The sequence below is a fragment of the Roseospira visakhapatnamensis genome (assembly GCF_014197915.1).
Taxonomy (GTDB): domain Bacteria; phylum Pseudomonadota; class Alphaproteobacteria; order Rhodospirillales; family Rhodospirillaceae; genus Rhodospira; species Rhodospira visakhapatnamensis.
Genome location: NZ_JACIGK010000031.1, coordinates 14,674 through 29,338, shown reverse-complemented (window position 1 = coordinate 29,338; position 14,665 = coordinate 14,674). Strand labels below are relative to the sequence as shown.

Here is a 14,665-nt window from a genome sequence, read left to right as displayed (position 1 = left end):
GCTCCGGCCCGGATGTCAAACGCCGTTCAGGAAGTCCCCGTGACGGGCGACGATCTCCGCCACCGCCGTTTGCACGAACCGCTCGCCATCCCGGGGCGTGGCCAGCGAGGGATCGGAGCCCATGCGCCCGTCGGGAAACCGGGTTCGGAAATCGCGCCAGTCGCTGAAGGACGACGACGTGCCGGGATGCGGGTCGAGGGGCGCGATCTTGATGCGGGTGGGATGGATGTACTGGGTGACGGCCACTTCGCTGGGCGTGGCGTGCAGGCCCTCGCGCTCGCCATACAGCTCCTGCTGCAACGCGGCCACCGCCGGCATCAGGAACCAGTTGCACAGCTCGCAGCGCAGGGGCGGGGTGGTGTCCCGCCCGGCGAGCCGCATCTCCTCGTAGATCTCGTAGAACGCCGCCGTCACAGAGGCGATGTTGCCGCCGTGACCGTTGATCACCAGGACCTCCCGGAAGCCATGGGCCGACAGCGACATCACGTAGTCGCGTAGCAGCTGGACCAGGGTGCTTGGGCGCAACGTCATGCTGCCCGGGAAGGCCATGTGGTGATGCGCCATGCCCACCGGAATGCCGGGTCCCACCAGGGTGTCGGTGCGTTGTCCGACCTCCTCGGCGATGGCCTGGGCGGTGATGATGTCGGTGCCGATGAGGCCGGTGGGGCCATGCTGTTCGGTCGATCCGATGGGCAGGATAATGGCACGACGGTGCGTCAGGTAGCGTTCGACCTCGGGCCAGGTGGACAGGTGGAGGAGCACGGTGCGAGACCTTCCGGAAGGGTGATATGGATCGCCCCCCGTCTAGATCGAATGGTTCGACGCGGGCAAGGGCTGATCGGCCGGTTCACACCAGGCCCTGTCCGGCGTGCCGCCGCCCGACGGATGGTCCCGCGCGGACCCCTCGGTGCCCCCGGAAGATCGTTGCCCGCAGAAGGAGCGTTCATGAGCAGTATCGAGTTCCGTTTCGCCCGTGCGCGCCTGTCTCGCGCGGACGACCCTCCCGGTTGTGGGCCGAGTCCACGCCCCCAGCCGGAGTCTCGCGACTCCGGTGGCCGCCTGCGCGCCAGCTATCGGTTCTGGACCCGGGATCTGGTGCGCTTCCAGGATTTGGACCGCCTGGGGCACGTCAACAACGTTTCCTTCGCCATCTATCTGGAGTCGGGACGCGTGGACCTCCTGGAAACCCTCAAGCCCGGCTCGACGGTGGGGCGAGGGATCGGCTGGGTGATCGCGCGCCTGGAACTGGACTTCGTTGGCGAGGCGCACTACCCGGCCGAGGTGGATATTGGCTCGCGCATTCTGCGACTCGGGCGATCCTCTTGCGTCATTGGTCAGGGGTTGTTTATCGGCTCGCGCTGTTTTGGCGAGGCGCAAAACGTGTGCGTGTGGTTCGACACGACCAAGGGAAAGTCCTTGCCCATGCCCATGGATGTGCGCGACGCTCTTGGGGCATACATGCAAGAAGATCCGGTTGGGTTGTGAAACCCTTTCGGCGTCATGCTGACGGACCGGGTGCCCATGGAGGGTCGGAACGACCGTCATGCGGGGGAGAGACGATGATCCTGGTGGTCGAGGACGACCGCGCGCTGGCCCGACATTATGCCACCATCCTGGAGGAGGTGGGCTACCCGGTGACGATCGCCGAAACCGGGCGCGAGGCCCTGCGACAGATGGACGCCGCCTCACCACCACGCGGGATGTTGCTGGATATCCGCCTGCCGGACATCGACGGGCTGGAGGTTCTGACCGAGGTTCGGCATCGTGCCCTGCCCATGGCGGTGGTGGTGGCCACGGCGCATGGCTCGGTGAACACGGCGGTGTCCGCGATGCGGGCCGGCGCCGACGATTTCCTGGTGAAGCCGTTTGATCGGGACCGGTTGCTGTTCACCTTGCGGCACGCGCTGGAGCGGCTGTCGCTGCGAGGCGAGGTGCGGCGCCTGCGGACCGAGACCGGGCGCCCCGCCTTCCACCGCTTCATCGGCGCGTCGCTGGCGATGCAAGGCGTCTATCGGCTGATCGAGGCCGCCGCCGACAGCGGGGCCACGGTGTTCATCACCGGTGAAAGCGGCACCGGCAAGGAACTCTGCGCCGAGGCCCTGCATCGCCAAGGCAACCGCGCCAAGCACGCCTTCGTGGCCATCAACTGTGGCGCCATTCCCCGCGACCTGATGGAAAGCGAGATCTTCGGGCATGTGAAGGGCGCGTTCACGGGGGCGGTTCAGGCGCGCGCCGGTGCCGCCAGCCGGGCCGATGGTGGAACCCTGTTCCTGGACGAGGTGGGGGAACTGCCGCCGGACCTTCAGACCAAGCTGCTGCGGTTCCTTCAGACGGGACGGGTAAGGCCGGTCGGCGCGGACGTGGACCAGGCGGTCTCCTGCCGCATCGTCTGCGCCACCAATCGCGACCCGTGGGCCGAGGTCCGGGCCGGCCGGTTTCGCGAGGATCTCTATTACCGCCTGCATGTGATTCCCATCCACCTGCCGCCGCTGCGCGAGCGGGGCGACGACGCCCTGGAGATCGCCCGCGCCCTGCTGGTTCATTTCGCGGCGGAGGAGGGCAAGCGGTTCTCGGGATTCACGGCGGCGGCCGAAGCCCGCCTGCTGGCCTGCCTGTGGCCGGGCAACGTACGCCAGTTGGAAAACGTGATCCGAACCGTGGTGGTGCTCAACGACGGCGAACTGGTCGAGGAAGGCATGCTGGTCGCGGCCATGGGCGAGGGGCAGGGGGCCCCTGTCGACCCGCCCGGCCCGACGCTTGACGGCGCCGGCCAACAGCACGCTTCAGGATCGTCGGCCGGCATCGCGCCCGGCACCGGCAGCACCGCCGCCATTCGTCCCCTGTGGCAGGTGGAACGGGAGGCCATCGAACGGGCCATTGCCGCCTGTGACGGGAACATTCCGCGTGCCGCCGCGCATCTTGAGGTCAGCGCCTCGACGATTTACCGAAAACGCCAAGTTTGGGCTGAACGCGATGGCGCGGCGGAGTAGGCTGATCGTCACGGTCGTCGTCCGGCCATCCAGGCCCGGAGGGATCACGGTCACGACCGGGGCGGACCATCGGTCAGATCAAGACAGAGGACATCATGAACAGCGCGGACGGGACGGGCGGCGGTGGCGGCGGCGTGCACATGGACGGCCGCGCGGCCCCCTTGCCGCGGGCCGATATCGACGGCATGAAGCGGCGCCTGCACAATCACCTGCGGCACTCCCTGGGGCGCGGGCCGGTGGGCAGCGGCGCCATGGACTGGTACCTCGCGCTCGCTCTGTGTACCCGCGACCTGATGGTCGAGTCCTGGATGGACAGTTCGCACCGCGCCTATCGCAGCGACGCCAAGCGGGTCTACTACCTGTCCATGGAGTTCCTCATCGGCCGGTCGCTGGTGGCCAACCTGCTGGCCAGCGGATCGCTGGAACTCGCCCGCCAGACGCTGACGGACATGGGGCTCGACTTCCAGGCCATCTGCGATTGCGAGCCGGAGGCCGCCCTGGGCAACGGCGGCCTGGGCCGTCTCGCCGCCTGCCTGATGGAGAGCATGGCCACCCTGGGCATTCCGGCCCGGGGGTACGGCATCTACTATGATTACGGCATGTTCTCGCAGTACATTGAGGACGGCCAGCAGGTGGAACTGCCGGAACGCTGGCTGCGCAATGGCAACGTCTGGGCCTTCGAACGCCAGGACCGCACGGTGCCGGTGCGCTTCTTCGGGTACACGCGCGCGGGCGTCGACGCGCACGGCCACGAATCCCATCAGTGGATCGGCAATGACGAGGTGCTGGCCCAGGCCAACGACCTGCTGGTGGCCGGGCATGGCTGCTGGACCGTGAACGCCATCCGCTTGTGGTCGGCGCGGGCGTCGCGGGAGTTCGACCTGAGGCGCTTCAACCAGGGCGACTACATCAACGCCGTGGCCGAGCAGAGCTTTTCCGAGAGCCTGTCCAACGTGCTCTATCCCGATGATTCGACCAGCGTGGGCAAGGCGCTCCGCCTGAAGCAGGAGTACTTTTTCGTCGCCGCCTCGCTGCACGACATCGTGCGGCGCTTCCGCCGCAACCACACCGACTTCACCAAGTTCCCCGAAAAGGTGGCCATCCAGCTCAACGATACCCATCCGGCCCTGGCCGTGCCCGAACTGATGCGCCTGTTCGTGGACGAGCACGGGCTGGACTGGCAGGACGCCTGGGCGCTGTGCACCGGCACCTTCGCCTACACCAACCATACGCTCCTGCCCGAGGCGCTGGAGACATGGCCCGTCGGCCTGCTGGGGGACATGCTGCCGCGTCACCTGGAGATCATTTACGAGATCAACCATCGGTTCCTGGAACGGGTGCGCCGTCGCTCCACCGTTCCCGACGACGCCCGTGTCGCCCGCCTGTCGATGATCCAGGAAGGCGGCGAGCGCCGCGTGCGCATGGCGCATCTGGCCTTCGTCGGCAGCCATCGGGTCAATGGCGTGGCCGCCTTGCACACCCAGTTGATGCGCGCCGGCATCTTCGCCGATCTGCACCACGAGTTTCCCGAGCGCATCGTCAACAAGACCAACGGCATCACGCCGCGCCGCTGGCTGCATGAGGCCAACCGGCCGCTGGCGGGGCTGATCGGCCGCCATGTGGGCGACGGCTGGGTGGCCAACCTGGAGGACCTGCGCGGCCTGCTGCCCCTGGCCGAGGACGCCGGCTTCCAGACCGATTTCCGCGCCGTCAAGCGGCTCAACAAGGAGGCGCTCAGCGCCTACATCAAGCAGTCCGTGGGCGTCGAGGTGGATCCCGACAGCCTGTTCGATGTGCAGGTCAAGCGCATCCACGAGTACAAGCGCCAGCTTCTGAACGTGCTGCACGTGGTCACCCTGTACAACCGCATTCGGGACGGGGACGCCGGCGCCGACGATCAGCCGCCGCGCACCGTCATCCTCGCGGGCAAGGCGGCGCCGGCCTACTACATGGCCAAGCTGATCGTTCGCCTGATCCACGACGTCGCCCGGGTGATCAACGCCGACCCGGTGGTGGCCGGCCGGCTGCGCCTGGTGTTCGTGCCCAACTACAACGTGTCGGTGGCCGAGCGCATCATTCCGGCGGCCGACCTGTCCGAGCAGATCTCCACCGCCGGCACCGAGGCGTCCGGGACCGGCAACATGAAGCTGGCGCTGAACGGCGCCCTGACCATCGGTACCCGCGACGGCGCCAATATCGAGATCGGCGACGAAGTGGGCGAGGACAACATCTTCTTCTTCGGGCTGGAGGCCGCGCAGGCGGAGGCGCTGCGCCACAACGGCGGGCACGACCCGTGGCGCTACTACACCGGTGATCCGGAGTTGCACCGGGTGCTGGACATGATCGGCCGGGGGGCGTTCTGCCACGATGACCCCGACCGCTACCGGCCCATCGTCGACAGCCTGACCCGGCATGGGGATCACTATCTGCTGATGGCCGATTACGCGGACTACATTGCCACCCAGGAGCGTGTGGGGACGGCATGGCGTGACCAGGACACCTGGACCCGCAAGGCCATCCTCAACGTCGCCCGCATGGGGCGGTTTTCCAGCGATGTCACGGTCATGGACTACGCCCAGGACATCTGGAAGGTTTCCGCCCGCCTGGAAGAGGGCGAAACCGTCGGATGATGGCGCCCGCCGCGCGATGAGTCCGGCGCCCTGGTCGGCGCCGGACTCAGAACAGCCGCAGGGTGGCGTTCGTGTGGGGAACCGCGACGGGCGCGGGGGCGGCGGGCGGCGACGCGGCGCGGACCGGCCGGGCGACGACGCGCGCCGGTGCCGCCGGCCGGGGTCGCGGGGGGCTCGCCCGGGCGATCCGCACGTTCGGATCCTTGGGCGAATAGATGAAGCCCAGCGCCGGATAGACGCGGCCATAGGCCCCCACGGCGGGGTGCTTGAAGCGCACGGCCGTCCAGTCGTTGCCCGATGAGACGTCGATCACGGGCATGTGCGTGTACACGCGTCCCCGGGTTGCGCCGGTCCAGCCCCAATTGGCATGACTGACGCGGATTTCACGCGGTCCGACCAGACCCGTGACCACACCGATATGGCCGTCCGACAAACGCCGGGTGGGTTTCAGGGCCAGCACGGCATAAGGGGCCGGGCGGTTGCCACGCGCGTAGCGGCCGGACGCCTGCCCCCACCAGGTGTCGGCATCGCCCCGGATGGAGATGCCCGAGATCTGCCGCGCATAGGGCACGCACCAGACGAAGCGCTCGCCGCCGGTATAGGTGGGCACGGGGTAGAGCCCGGCCTCATGCCCCACGTCCGGGCCACCGGCGCAGGCGCTCAACGCCATCCCCAGGCACACGATCGCTCCCGCCCGCACGGCCCGGCGGGGCAGGGGGGGCATCGCGACGTTGCCAAGGCGTCTCTTTGCACGGGAGAACAAGGCCATAGGGCACCTCATTCACATTGTGAACGAGGATACCCCTGTAATCTTTTGAAAGTCAACGGTTTTTTGGCTCTGTCACGGCGGCGTGGGTCGCGACGGACGCGACTACCGCCCCGTCCACGTCGGCGGACGCTTGCCCAGGAAGGCGTCGATGCCCTCCTCGGCGTCGCGGGCCATCATGTTGGTGGTCATCACCTCGCTGGCATAGGCGTAGGCCTCGGCCAGGGGCATGTCGCGTTGGCGATAAAAGGCGTCCTTGCCGATGGCCAGGGTCAGCGGCGACTTGCCCACCAGCCCCTCGGCCATCTCGCGCACCGTGGCGTCCAGGTCGGCGGCGGGCACCACCCGGTTGACCAGCCCGAAGGCTTGCGCCTCGTCGGCATCGATGGGACGGCCGGTCAACAGCATCTCCATGGCCTGCTTGCGGCCCACGTTGCGAGACAGGGCGACCATGGGGGTGGAGCAGAACAGGCCGATGTTGACGCCGGGTGTGGCGAAGCGGGCGCCCTCGGCGGCCACCGCCAGGTCGCAGGTGGCCACGAGCTGGCAGCCGGCGGCCGTGGCCATGGCGTGCACCCGGGCGATCACCGGCTTGGGCAGGCGCACGATGGCCAGCATCAGGTCGGAGCACTGGCGGAACAGCGCTTCGTAGGTCTCGCGGCCCGGGTTGGCGCGCACCTCTTTCAGGTCGTGGCCGGCGCAGAAGGCCGGGCCATTGGCCGCCAGGATCACCACTTTCACGGAGTCATCGGCGGCGATGTCGGCGACGGCCTTCCGAAGGGCGGCCATCAGGCCCACCGAGAGGGCATTGCGCGCCGCCGGCCGGTTGAGGGTCAGCGTCGCCACGCCGTCCCGATCGTCGCGCAGGAGAAGGGGCTCGTCGGGCTGATCGGACGCGGAGGTCGATGGGGCGGTCGATGGGGCGGTCGACGGGGCGGCGGGGGCGGTCATCACGGTCCTCCCTGTGGTCTGGCGGCCCTGTGGTCTGGCGCCGGCGGGGCGCCGGGGTCAGGGTTCGGTGATGGAGAACGGAACGTCCCGCGTCACGGATCCCCCGCCGATGGTGTCCCGCACCGTCAGTTGCAGCAGATAGTCGGCCGGTGGCAGGCCCTCGGTCTGGAACGACGCGGTCATGTAGACCGCCGTCGACGGGACGTGGAAGGTGAACGGGAAGTCGGCGAAGTTGCGTTGGCCCCCCAGTATCGTCCCCTCGCCGTTCAGCACCAGGAAGTCGGCGGCCAGACCCATGGAGTACACGCCCTCGGCGAACTCGTACTGAAGGCCGATGGGCTCGATGTACAGGTGCAGGGGTTCCCCGGCGGGGTAGGGGCCTTGCTCGCGGGGCTCGTAGTCGCGATAGCCCTCGGCCTGTCCGGTGGCCTGCGACACCATCACCAGGTCCAGGGGCGCGGCGCTCCACACCGCCAGCGTGGCCTCGCGCAGGGCGTCCACGGCCTCGGCCGGCTGACCGGCCGTGATCCGTTCGGCGGCGCGGGCCACGGCCGCGCGCGCGTCCCCTGGGGCCACCGCCGCCGGGCCGGCCGCGACCTCCGATCCGACCGCCACCGTGGCGGCGCTCAACGCCAGTCCCAGCCCCATCCCCCGGGCCATGCCCCGAGGCGCCGTGATGCCCAGCCAACGGCTGGCGGCGCGGGTCTTGTCTGCTGCTTCCATGCCGTGCTGTCCCCCTCTGATGGACCGCGCCCCTTGTTCAGGGGTCGATCCGTGATCGCGGTGGCGCGGGACCGGTTCGGCGGTGTGCACGCACAGCGTCATTCCGTGTTCCATACGGTGCCGTCTAGATCTATGCTGACTGTCCACGCGCCCTCTCATCGAGACTATAGACGCCCATGTCCCGAATTTCATTGCCAGAGTTCACCGCCATCCTGGACCGGGAACTGCCGATCACGCGGCTTCTGGGCATCCATACCGAGGCCATCACGCACGGACAGGGGCGGTTGCGCATGATCTACAACCCGGATTTGGTGCGTCCCGGCGGCACCGTGGCCGGACCGGCGATGATGGCGCTTGCGGACGTGGCCATGTACGCGGTGGTGCTCAGCCTTTTGGGTCCGGTGGAACTGGCGGTGACCACCAACCTGCACATTAACTTCCTGCGCAAGCCGGCCCCGGGCGACATCCTGGCCGAGGCGCGCGCGCTGAAAGGGGGAAAACGGCTGACCGTGGTGGAGGTGGAACTCTACTCGGGGACCGCGCCCGGTGATGCGGACCGCGCGCTGGTGGCGCATGTGACCGGCACCTATTCGGCGCCGCCCAATCCCGACGCGGCGGCGGTGTCCCGGGCCATCGAGGCCGGGTCCTGGGAATAGGGTATCCAGATACCTTACGCGCCAATCATCTGAGTTCGCCTGCTTTTCGCGGTTGACAGCGGGGATGTCGATGACTTAGACAGCCTCTCCACGCGGCGACCCCCGTCCATCGGGCGCCCCGCGACCCGTTTCCTTCCCAGTCCCAGCAACAGTCGCCAGCGGCGCGGACGGAGAGCCGAATGAAGACCTATTCCGCCAAGCCGAGCGAGGTGGAGCGCAAGTGGTACCTGATCGACGCCGAGGGCGTCGTTTTGGGCCGCCTGGCCGCCACCGTCGCCACCCTCCTGCGGGGCAAGCACAAGCCCATGTACACCCCGCACATCGATACCGGGGACCACGTGGTGGTCATCAATGCCGACAAGGTGCGCCTGACCGGCCGCAAGCTGACCCAGAAGCGGTTCTATTGGCACACCGGCTATCCCGGCGGCATCAAGAGCAAGACCATGGAGCAGATCCTGGACGGCAAGCACCCGCAGCGGGTGGTCGAAAAGGCCATCGAGCGCATGGTGCCGCGTGGTCCCCTGGGTCGTGCCCAGCTCCGCAAGCTGCGGGTCTACACCGGCGGCGAGCACCCCCATACGGCCCAGCAGCCCGAACCGCTGGACCTGGCCGCCCGCAACCCGAAGAACAAGAGGAGTCACTGATCCATGGCCGATGAACGCGTGGGCCTGGACGGCCTCAAGGACGCCCTGCGGGACGGTGCCGCCGCGGCGGCCGCCGTGGCCGCGACGCCGGGCGTCGTGTCTCCGGAGGGCGCGCCCCAGCGCGAGCCGCAGCGCGACGCGATGGGTCGCGCCTATGCCACCGGTCGCCGCAAGAACGCGGTGGCGCGGGTGTGGGTGAAGGCCGGGAGTGGCCGCATCACCGTCAACGGTCGCCAGCTGGAGACCTACTTTCCGCGCCCGGTGCTGCGCATGGTGATCAACCAGCCCTTCGTGGTGACCGCCACCATGGGGCAGTTCGACGTCGTCTGCACCGTCAAGGGCGGCGGCCTGTCGGGTCAGGCGGGCGCCCTGCGCCATGGCCTGAGCCATGCCATGAGCCGCTGGGATCCGACCCTGCGGCCGTCCCTGAAGGCCCAGGGCTTCCTGACCCGGGACTCGCGTGTGGTGGAGCGCAAGAAGTACGGTCGCCGCAAGGCCCGCCGCAGCTTCCAGTTCTCCAAGCGCTGACCCTGGGGCCGGTGCCCTGCCGGCCACCTGGACGACCGAGGGGGGCGTGCCCGGGCACGCCCCCCTTTTCGTGGTGTCCGGCATGGTCGGGGGGTGGACGCCGGTCGCCTCCGGCCGTCTCCTGTGTTGACTCCGCGCCTGTGCCCGCGAACGCTGATGCGCGCGCCGCCCGAATCATGCGACGACAGGTCCCGTCATGAACCGTCGCCCGATGACCCGGCCCCCGACGAGACACCCCCGGACTTGAACGTGAAACACCGACTCGCGCCGTCAAGGGAGAAGCCATCCATGTCGTTCCACCGCCGCGGCCTCGGCCGCACCGTTGCCGCCGCCGCGCTGGCCTGCGGCCTGTCACTGGGCCTGACCAGCCTGGCTGATCAGGCGCGGGCCGAGACCTTGCGCATCACCTTGCAACTGCCGATGAAGCATCATCTCGGCCAGAACATGCGGGTGTTCAAGGACCTGGTCGAGGAGAAGAGCGGTGGCGACCTGACCGTCGAGATCTATGATTCGGCGCAGCTCTACAAGGACAAGGAGGTACCGCAGGCCGTCTCCTCCGGCGCCATCGAGATGGGCGTGGCCTCCTTGACCCGGTTCGCCGGCACCATCCCGGCCGTGGATCTCTTCTACGTGCCCTTCACCTTCCCCACCTATGACAGCCTGTTCAAGGCCACCGCCAAGGACGGCCCGGTGCGGGGACCCATCGACGCCGCCATCCTGGAGACCGGCGCCCGCGTGCTGTGGTGGCAGGCCTATGGCAGCGCCGTGATGCTGTCCAAGGACACGCCGCTGCGCACACCGGCCGACATGCAGGACCTCAAGGTCCGGGTGTTCGGCAAGACCCTCGGCGATTTCGTCGAGGCCGTGGGCGGCGTGCCGACCCTGATCTCCGGGTCCGAGCAGTACATGGCCTACCAGCGCGGCACCGTCGACGCCGGCTTGACCGGCATCACCGCCGTGACCGGCCGCAAGCTGTGGGAGGTGATGGACACCGTGACCGTGGCCAACGTGGCGGCCATCGAGTTCGTGGTGCTGATCAACGAGGATGTGTGGCAGGGCCTGAGCGATGAGCACAGGGCCATCATCACCGAGTCCGCCGCCGCCGCCGAGACCTGGATCAACGAGCGGATCCAGGTGATCGAGGCCGAGGCCATCAAGGAAACCCGCGAGCACGCCAACGTCGTGGAACTGACCGACGCGGATCTGGCCGCCTGGGACGGGGCCGTGGAACCGGTACGCGACAGTTACCTCGCGGCCACCGGCGACCTCGGCCGGCAGCTTCTGGACGCCGCCCGCGACCTGCGCCCCTAGGGCACTGATCCAGACAAAAGATGCCGTCCGCGTTCTTTTGTCTGGATCGAAAGTGCACTGGAAACAATGTGTTGTGCGCCGCCGTCGGGCCGCGTCCGAACGCGGTCCCCGAGGGCGGGCGGGGACCGTGGCGGGTTCTGAGCGATGATCCATCCGAACGCGGGTCCCGCCCCGCGTCGAGGCCCCACGGCCCCGCCCTCTCGGTGAGGTCGGTGTGTCCGGGTTCGCCGTCATGGCGCCCCGCTCCCTTGCTTGCAGGTGCTCTCCGCCGATGCGCGCCCTCGACCAAACCAGTCACGTCCTGGGCCAACTGGCCGCCTGGCTGTTCGTGGCCATTGGCCTGATGGTCTCCTACGATGTGTTCCTGCGCTACGTGTTCAACGCCCCCACCAAATGGGCGCTGGAGATCTCCGAGTTCCTGTTGCTGTGGGCCACGTATCTGGCCGCCGCCTCGGTGTTGCGGCAGCGCCAGAACATCCGCATCACGCTGCTGTACGACAAGCTGGGCGCCACCGGACGGCGGCTCTGCGATAGCCTGGCGCTGGTGATCATCGCGGTCTTCAGCGGCGTGGTGGTGGCGCATGGCATCGACATCGTCGGTGATTCGATCGCGCAGGGACGGCGGACCTCCACCATGTTGCAGGTGCCGAAGTGGATGACGGAGGTCGCCATCCCGGTGGGCTTCGGCCTGCTGCTGGCGCAGGCCCTGGTGGAGCTTGGCCGCCTCTGGACGGGGACCGCGCGGGATCGCGACGGTGCCGGTGACGGCCACGGCCGGGGGGAGGGGCGCTCATGACCGCCGTGGCGATCCTGGCCGCGCTGCTGGCCCTGCTGGCGCTGGGCGTGCCCATCGCCTTCACGCTGGGCATGCTGGGGCTGTCGCTGCTGTACCTGGCGGACTTCAACCTCGTCATGGTGCCCCAGGCGCTCTACAGCTCCATGGACAGCTTCATCCTGGTGGCCGTGCCGCTGTTCCTGCTGATGTCCAACGTGCTGCTGAAGTGCGGCGTGGGGCGCGACCTGTTCGCCGCCGTGCAAAGCTGGGTCGGTCACTGGCCCGGCGGGCTGGGGGTGGCGACCATTCTGTCCTGCGCCATCTTCTCGGCCATTTCGGGCTCGTCGGTGGCCACGGCCGCGACCATCGGCACCGTGGCCATCCCGGAGATGATCGAGCGCGGCTACAACCGCCGCTTCGTCTACGGCCTGCTGGCCGCCGGCGGCACCCTGGGGATCCTGATCCCGCCGTCGATTCCGCTGATCATCTACGGCGTCATCACCGAAGAGAGCATCGGCGACCTGTTCCTGGCCGGTGTCGGGCCGGGGCTGGCGCTGGCCGGCATCTTCATCGTCTATTCCATGCTGCTGGCCCGGTTCGGGCGCGGCTTCACGCGCGTCCCCCGGGCCTCCGCCACCGAGCGCGGCGTCGCCACCCTGCGGGCGCTGCCGAGCGTCGCCCTCGCGGCCTTCATTTTGCTGGGGATTTATCTGGGCATCTTCACGCCCACCGAGGCGGCCGGGGCGGGCTTCGCGCTGTCGCTGGTGATCGTCGCCGCCATGGGGCGGCTGACCTGGGCACGCCTGCGCCAGGCGGTCACCGAGTCCATGAACACCACGGTGAGCATCCTGCTGATCCTGGCCGGGGCCAAGCTGTTCGGCAAGGCGATCACGCTGTACCGCATCCCTCAGGACATCTCCACCTTCCTGACCACCAACATCTCCGAGCCGGCGCTCTTCGTGGCCGTGGTGGCCGGCGTGCTGCTGGTGATGGGGCTGTTCCTGGAAAGCCTGTCCATGCTGCTGGTCATGGTGCCGGTGCTCTATCCGGCGCTGATGCCCATGGGACTGGATCCGGTGTGGTTCGGCATCTTCTTCGTGGTGCTGATCGAATGCGCCCTGATCACGCCGCCCGTCGGCTTGAACCTGTTCGTCATCCAGGCGGTGGCCCGCGCCCGCATCACCGACGTGGCGGCGGGGGTCTGGCCCTTCGTGCTGTTCATGCTGGGTATCGCGGCGGTGTTGTACCTGGTGCCGGACCTGGCCCTGTACCTGCCGTTCCGGCTTTAGGGTCCGTTGATGGGCGGGGCGGGCCGCCGGCGATGTGGACCTTGACCGCGACCGGCGGCTGCGCCACTGTCCCGGGCTCCCGGGGCGCGCCAAGTCACGCCGCGCCGCCGTCTGGCGGTCCGGCCGAGGGCGCGTTCCGGAGTAATCCTTAGTGCCACCCCGAGGGGCTCCGCCCGCCATGCAAAGCGACTTCTACCGCGTCAAGCGGCTGCCACCCTATGTCTTCGCCGAGGTCAACGCCATGAAGGCGCGCGCCCGCGCCGAGGGCGAGGACATCATCGACCTGGGCATGGGCAATCCCGACCAGCCCACCCCCGCGCACATCGTCGAGAAGCTGACCGAGGCCGCCGCCAACCCGCGCGCCCATCGCTACTCGGCCTCGCGCGGCATTCCCGGGTTGCGGCGGGCCCTGGCGGCCTACTATGACCGGCGCTTCAACGTGGCCGTGGATCCGGACACGGAAGTGATCGTCACCCTGGGGTCCAAGGAGGGGCTGGCCAACCTGGCCCAGGCCATCACCAGCCCGGGCGACATCGTGCTGGCCCCCAATCCGAGTTATCCGATCCACGCCTTCGGCTTCATCATCGCCGGCGGCTCGGTGCGGCATATCCCCTGCGAGCCCGACGCCACCTTCCTGGAGGCGCTGGAACGCGGTGTCCAGCATTCGGTGCCCAAGCCGATCGCCGTGCTGCTGAACTATCCGTCCAATCCGACGGCGCTGGTGGCCAACCTGGACTTCTATGGGCAGGTGGTGGACTTCTGCCGCCATCACGGCATCTGGATCCTGTCCGATCTGGCCTATTCGGAGATCTACTTCAACGATCAGCCGCCGCCGTCGATCCTGCAGGTGCCCGGCGCCCGCGAGGTGGCCGTGGAGTTCACCTCGCTCTCCAAGAGCTACAGCATGCCGGGCTGGCGGATCGGCTTCGCGGCCGGCAACCGTGCCCTGATCGGGGCGCTGACGCGCATCAAGTCCTACCTGGACTATGGCGCCTTCACGCCGATCCAGGTGGCGGCCACGGCGGCGCTGAACGGCCCCCAGGAGTGCGTGAGCGAGATCCGCGCCCTGTACAAGGACCGCCGCGACACCATGGTGGAGTCACTGGCCCAGGCCGGCTGGGAGATCCCGTCGCCGCCGGCGACCATGTTCGCCTGGGCGCCGCTGCCGCCGGCCTTCGCTCACATGGGGTCGCTGGAGTTTTCCAAGCTTCTGCTTCAGGAAGCCAAGGTGGCCGTCTCGCCGGGCATCGGGTTCGGCGAGCACGGCGACCAGCACATCCGTATCGCGCTCGTCGAAAACCGTCAGCGCATCCGGCAAGCGGCCAGGAATATCAAACTGTTCCTTTCGAACTATGACAAAGTCCTTGAGGACTCGGAACGCAAACGCGCGGAGGCTTGAGAT

At 68.4% G+C, this 14,665-nt stretch carries 14 protein-coding genes; 10 read left to right on the top strand and 4 right to left on the bottom strand.

Annotated features, from left to right (window positions below):
- Positions 1–15: 15 nt before the first annotated feature.
- Positions 16–762: a creatininase family protein gene (locus GGD89_RS16395; protein ID WP_184047437.1), complete on the bottom strand. Its 747-nt coding sequence runs from the start codon at positions 760–762 to the stop codon at positions 16–18.
- 183 nt (positions 763–945) lie between these two features.
- Here GGD89_RS16395 and GGD89_RS16390 point away from each other — a divergent pair, with 183 nt between their 5' ends.
- The 3 genes from GGD89_RS16390 to GGD89_RS16380 all read left to right on the top strand — a co-directional run bounded on the left by GGD89_RS16390 (position 946) and on the right by GGD89_RS16380 (position 5,620).
- Positions 946–1,485, top strand: a complete 540-nt coding sequence (locus GGD89_RS16390; protein WP_184047434.1) for an acyl-CoA thioesterase — start codon at positions 946–948, stop codon at positions 1,483–1,485.
- A gap of 74 nt (positions 1,486–1,559) precedes the next feature.
- Entirely contained in the window at positions 1,560–2,990 is a 1,431-nt protein-coding gene (locus tag GGD89_RS16385) for a sigma-54-dependent transcriptional regulator (protein ID WP_184047432.1), read from the top strand.
- 95 nt (positions 2,991–3,085) lie between these two features.
- Complete coding sequence (locus GGD89_RS16380) at positions 3,086–5,620, top strand: glycogen/starch/alpha-glucan phosphorylase (protein WP_246423177.1); 2,535 nt, start codon at positions 3,086–3,088, stop codon at positions 5,618–5,620.
- 46 nt (positions 5,621–5,666) lie between these two features.
- Here the strand turns inward: GGD89_RS16380 and GGD89_RS16375 are convergent, their stop codons facing one another.
- The 3 genes from GGD89_RS16375 to GGD89_RS16365 all read right to left on the bottom strand — a co-directional run bounded on the left by GGD89_RS16375 (position 5,667) and on the right by GGD89_RS16365 (position 8,060).
- Positions 5,667–6,344 (bottom strand): CHAP domain-containing protein, encoded by a 678-nt coding sequence (locus tag GGD89_RS16375; protein WP_184047429.1) that lies wholly within the window; start codon positions 6,342–6,344, stop codon positions 5,667–5,669.
- Between the two features lie 147 nt (positions 6,345–6,491).
- Positions 6,492–7,337 (bottom strand): enoyl-CoA hydratase, encoded by an 846-nt coding sequence (locus tag GGD89_RS16370; RefSeq protein WP_184047426.1) that lies wholly within the window; start codon positions 7,335–7,337, stop codon positions 6,492–6,494.
- Between the two features lie 57 nt (positions 7,338–7,394).
- A complete protein-coding gene (locus tag GGD89_RS16365; RefSeq protein WP_184047422.1) occupies positions 7,395–8,060 on the bottom strand; it encodes a hypothetical protein in 666 nt (221 codons plus the stop codon).
- A 176-nt stretch (positions 8,061–8,236) separates the two neighbouring features.
- Between GGD89_RS16365 and GGD89_RS16360 the strand changes: the two genes are divergently transcribed.
- The 7 genes from GGD89_RS16360 (at position 8,237) to GGD89_RS16330 (ending at position 14,662) form a co-directional block, all read left to right on the top strand.
- Entirely contained in the window at positions 8,237–8,716 is a 480-nt protein-coding gene (locus tag GGD89_RS16360) for a PaaI family thioesterase (protein ID WP_184047419.1), read from the top strand.
- A 179-nt stretch (positions 8,717–8,895) separates the two neighbouring features.
- A complete protein-coding gene (gene rplM / locus GGD89_RS16355) occupies positions 8,896–9,360 on the top strand; it encodes a 50S ribosomal protein L13 (protein ID WP_184047416.1) in 465 nt (154 codons plus the stop codon).
- Between the two features lie 3 nt (positions 9,361–9,363).
- The gene (gene rpsI / locus GGD89_RS16350; protein ID WP_184047413.1) at positions 9,364–9,888 is read left to right on the top strand and encodes a 30S ribosomal protein S9; all 525 of its coding nucleotides are present in this window, start codon (positions 9,364–9,366) and stop codon (positions 9,886–9,888) included.
- Between the two features lie 288 nt (positions 9,889–10,176).
- Complete coding sequence (locus tag GGD89_RS16345) at positions 10,177–11,199, top strand: TRAP transporter substrate-binding protein (protein ID WP_184047410.1); 1,023 nt, start codon at positions 10,177–10,179, stop codon at positions 11,197–11,199.
- Between the two features lie 271 nt (positions 11,200–11,470).
- The gene (locus GGD89_RS16340; RefSeq protein WP_184047407.1) at positions 11,471–11,995 is read left to right on the top strand and encodes a TRAP transporter small permease; all 525 of its coding nucleotides are present in this window, start codon (positions 11,471–11,473) and stop codon (positions 11,993–11,995) included.
- Positions 11,992–13,263 carry a TRAP transporter large permease gene (locus tag GGD89_RS16335; protein ID WP_184047404.1) on the top strand — a complete coding sequence of 424 codons (1,272 nt, stop codon included), beginning with the start codon at positions 11,992–11,994 and terminating at the stop codon, positions 13,261–13,263. Before GGD89_RS16340 ends, GGD89_RS16335 begins: the two co-directional genes overlap by 4 nt.
- 178 nt (positions 13,264–13,441) lie before the next feature.
- Positions 13,442–14,662 (top strand): LL-diaminopimelate aminotransferase, encoded by a 1,221-nt coding sequence (locus tag GGD89_RS16330; protein ID WP_184047400.1) that lies wholly within the window; start codon positions 13,442–13,444, stop codon positions 14,660–14,662.
- Positions 14,663–14,665: the final 3 nt, after the last annotated feature.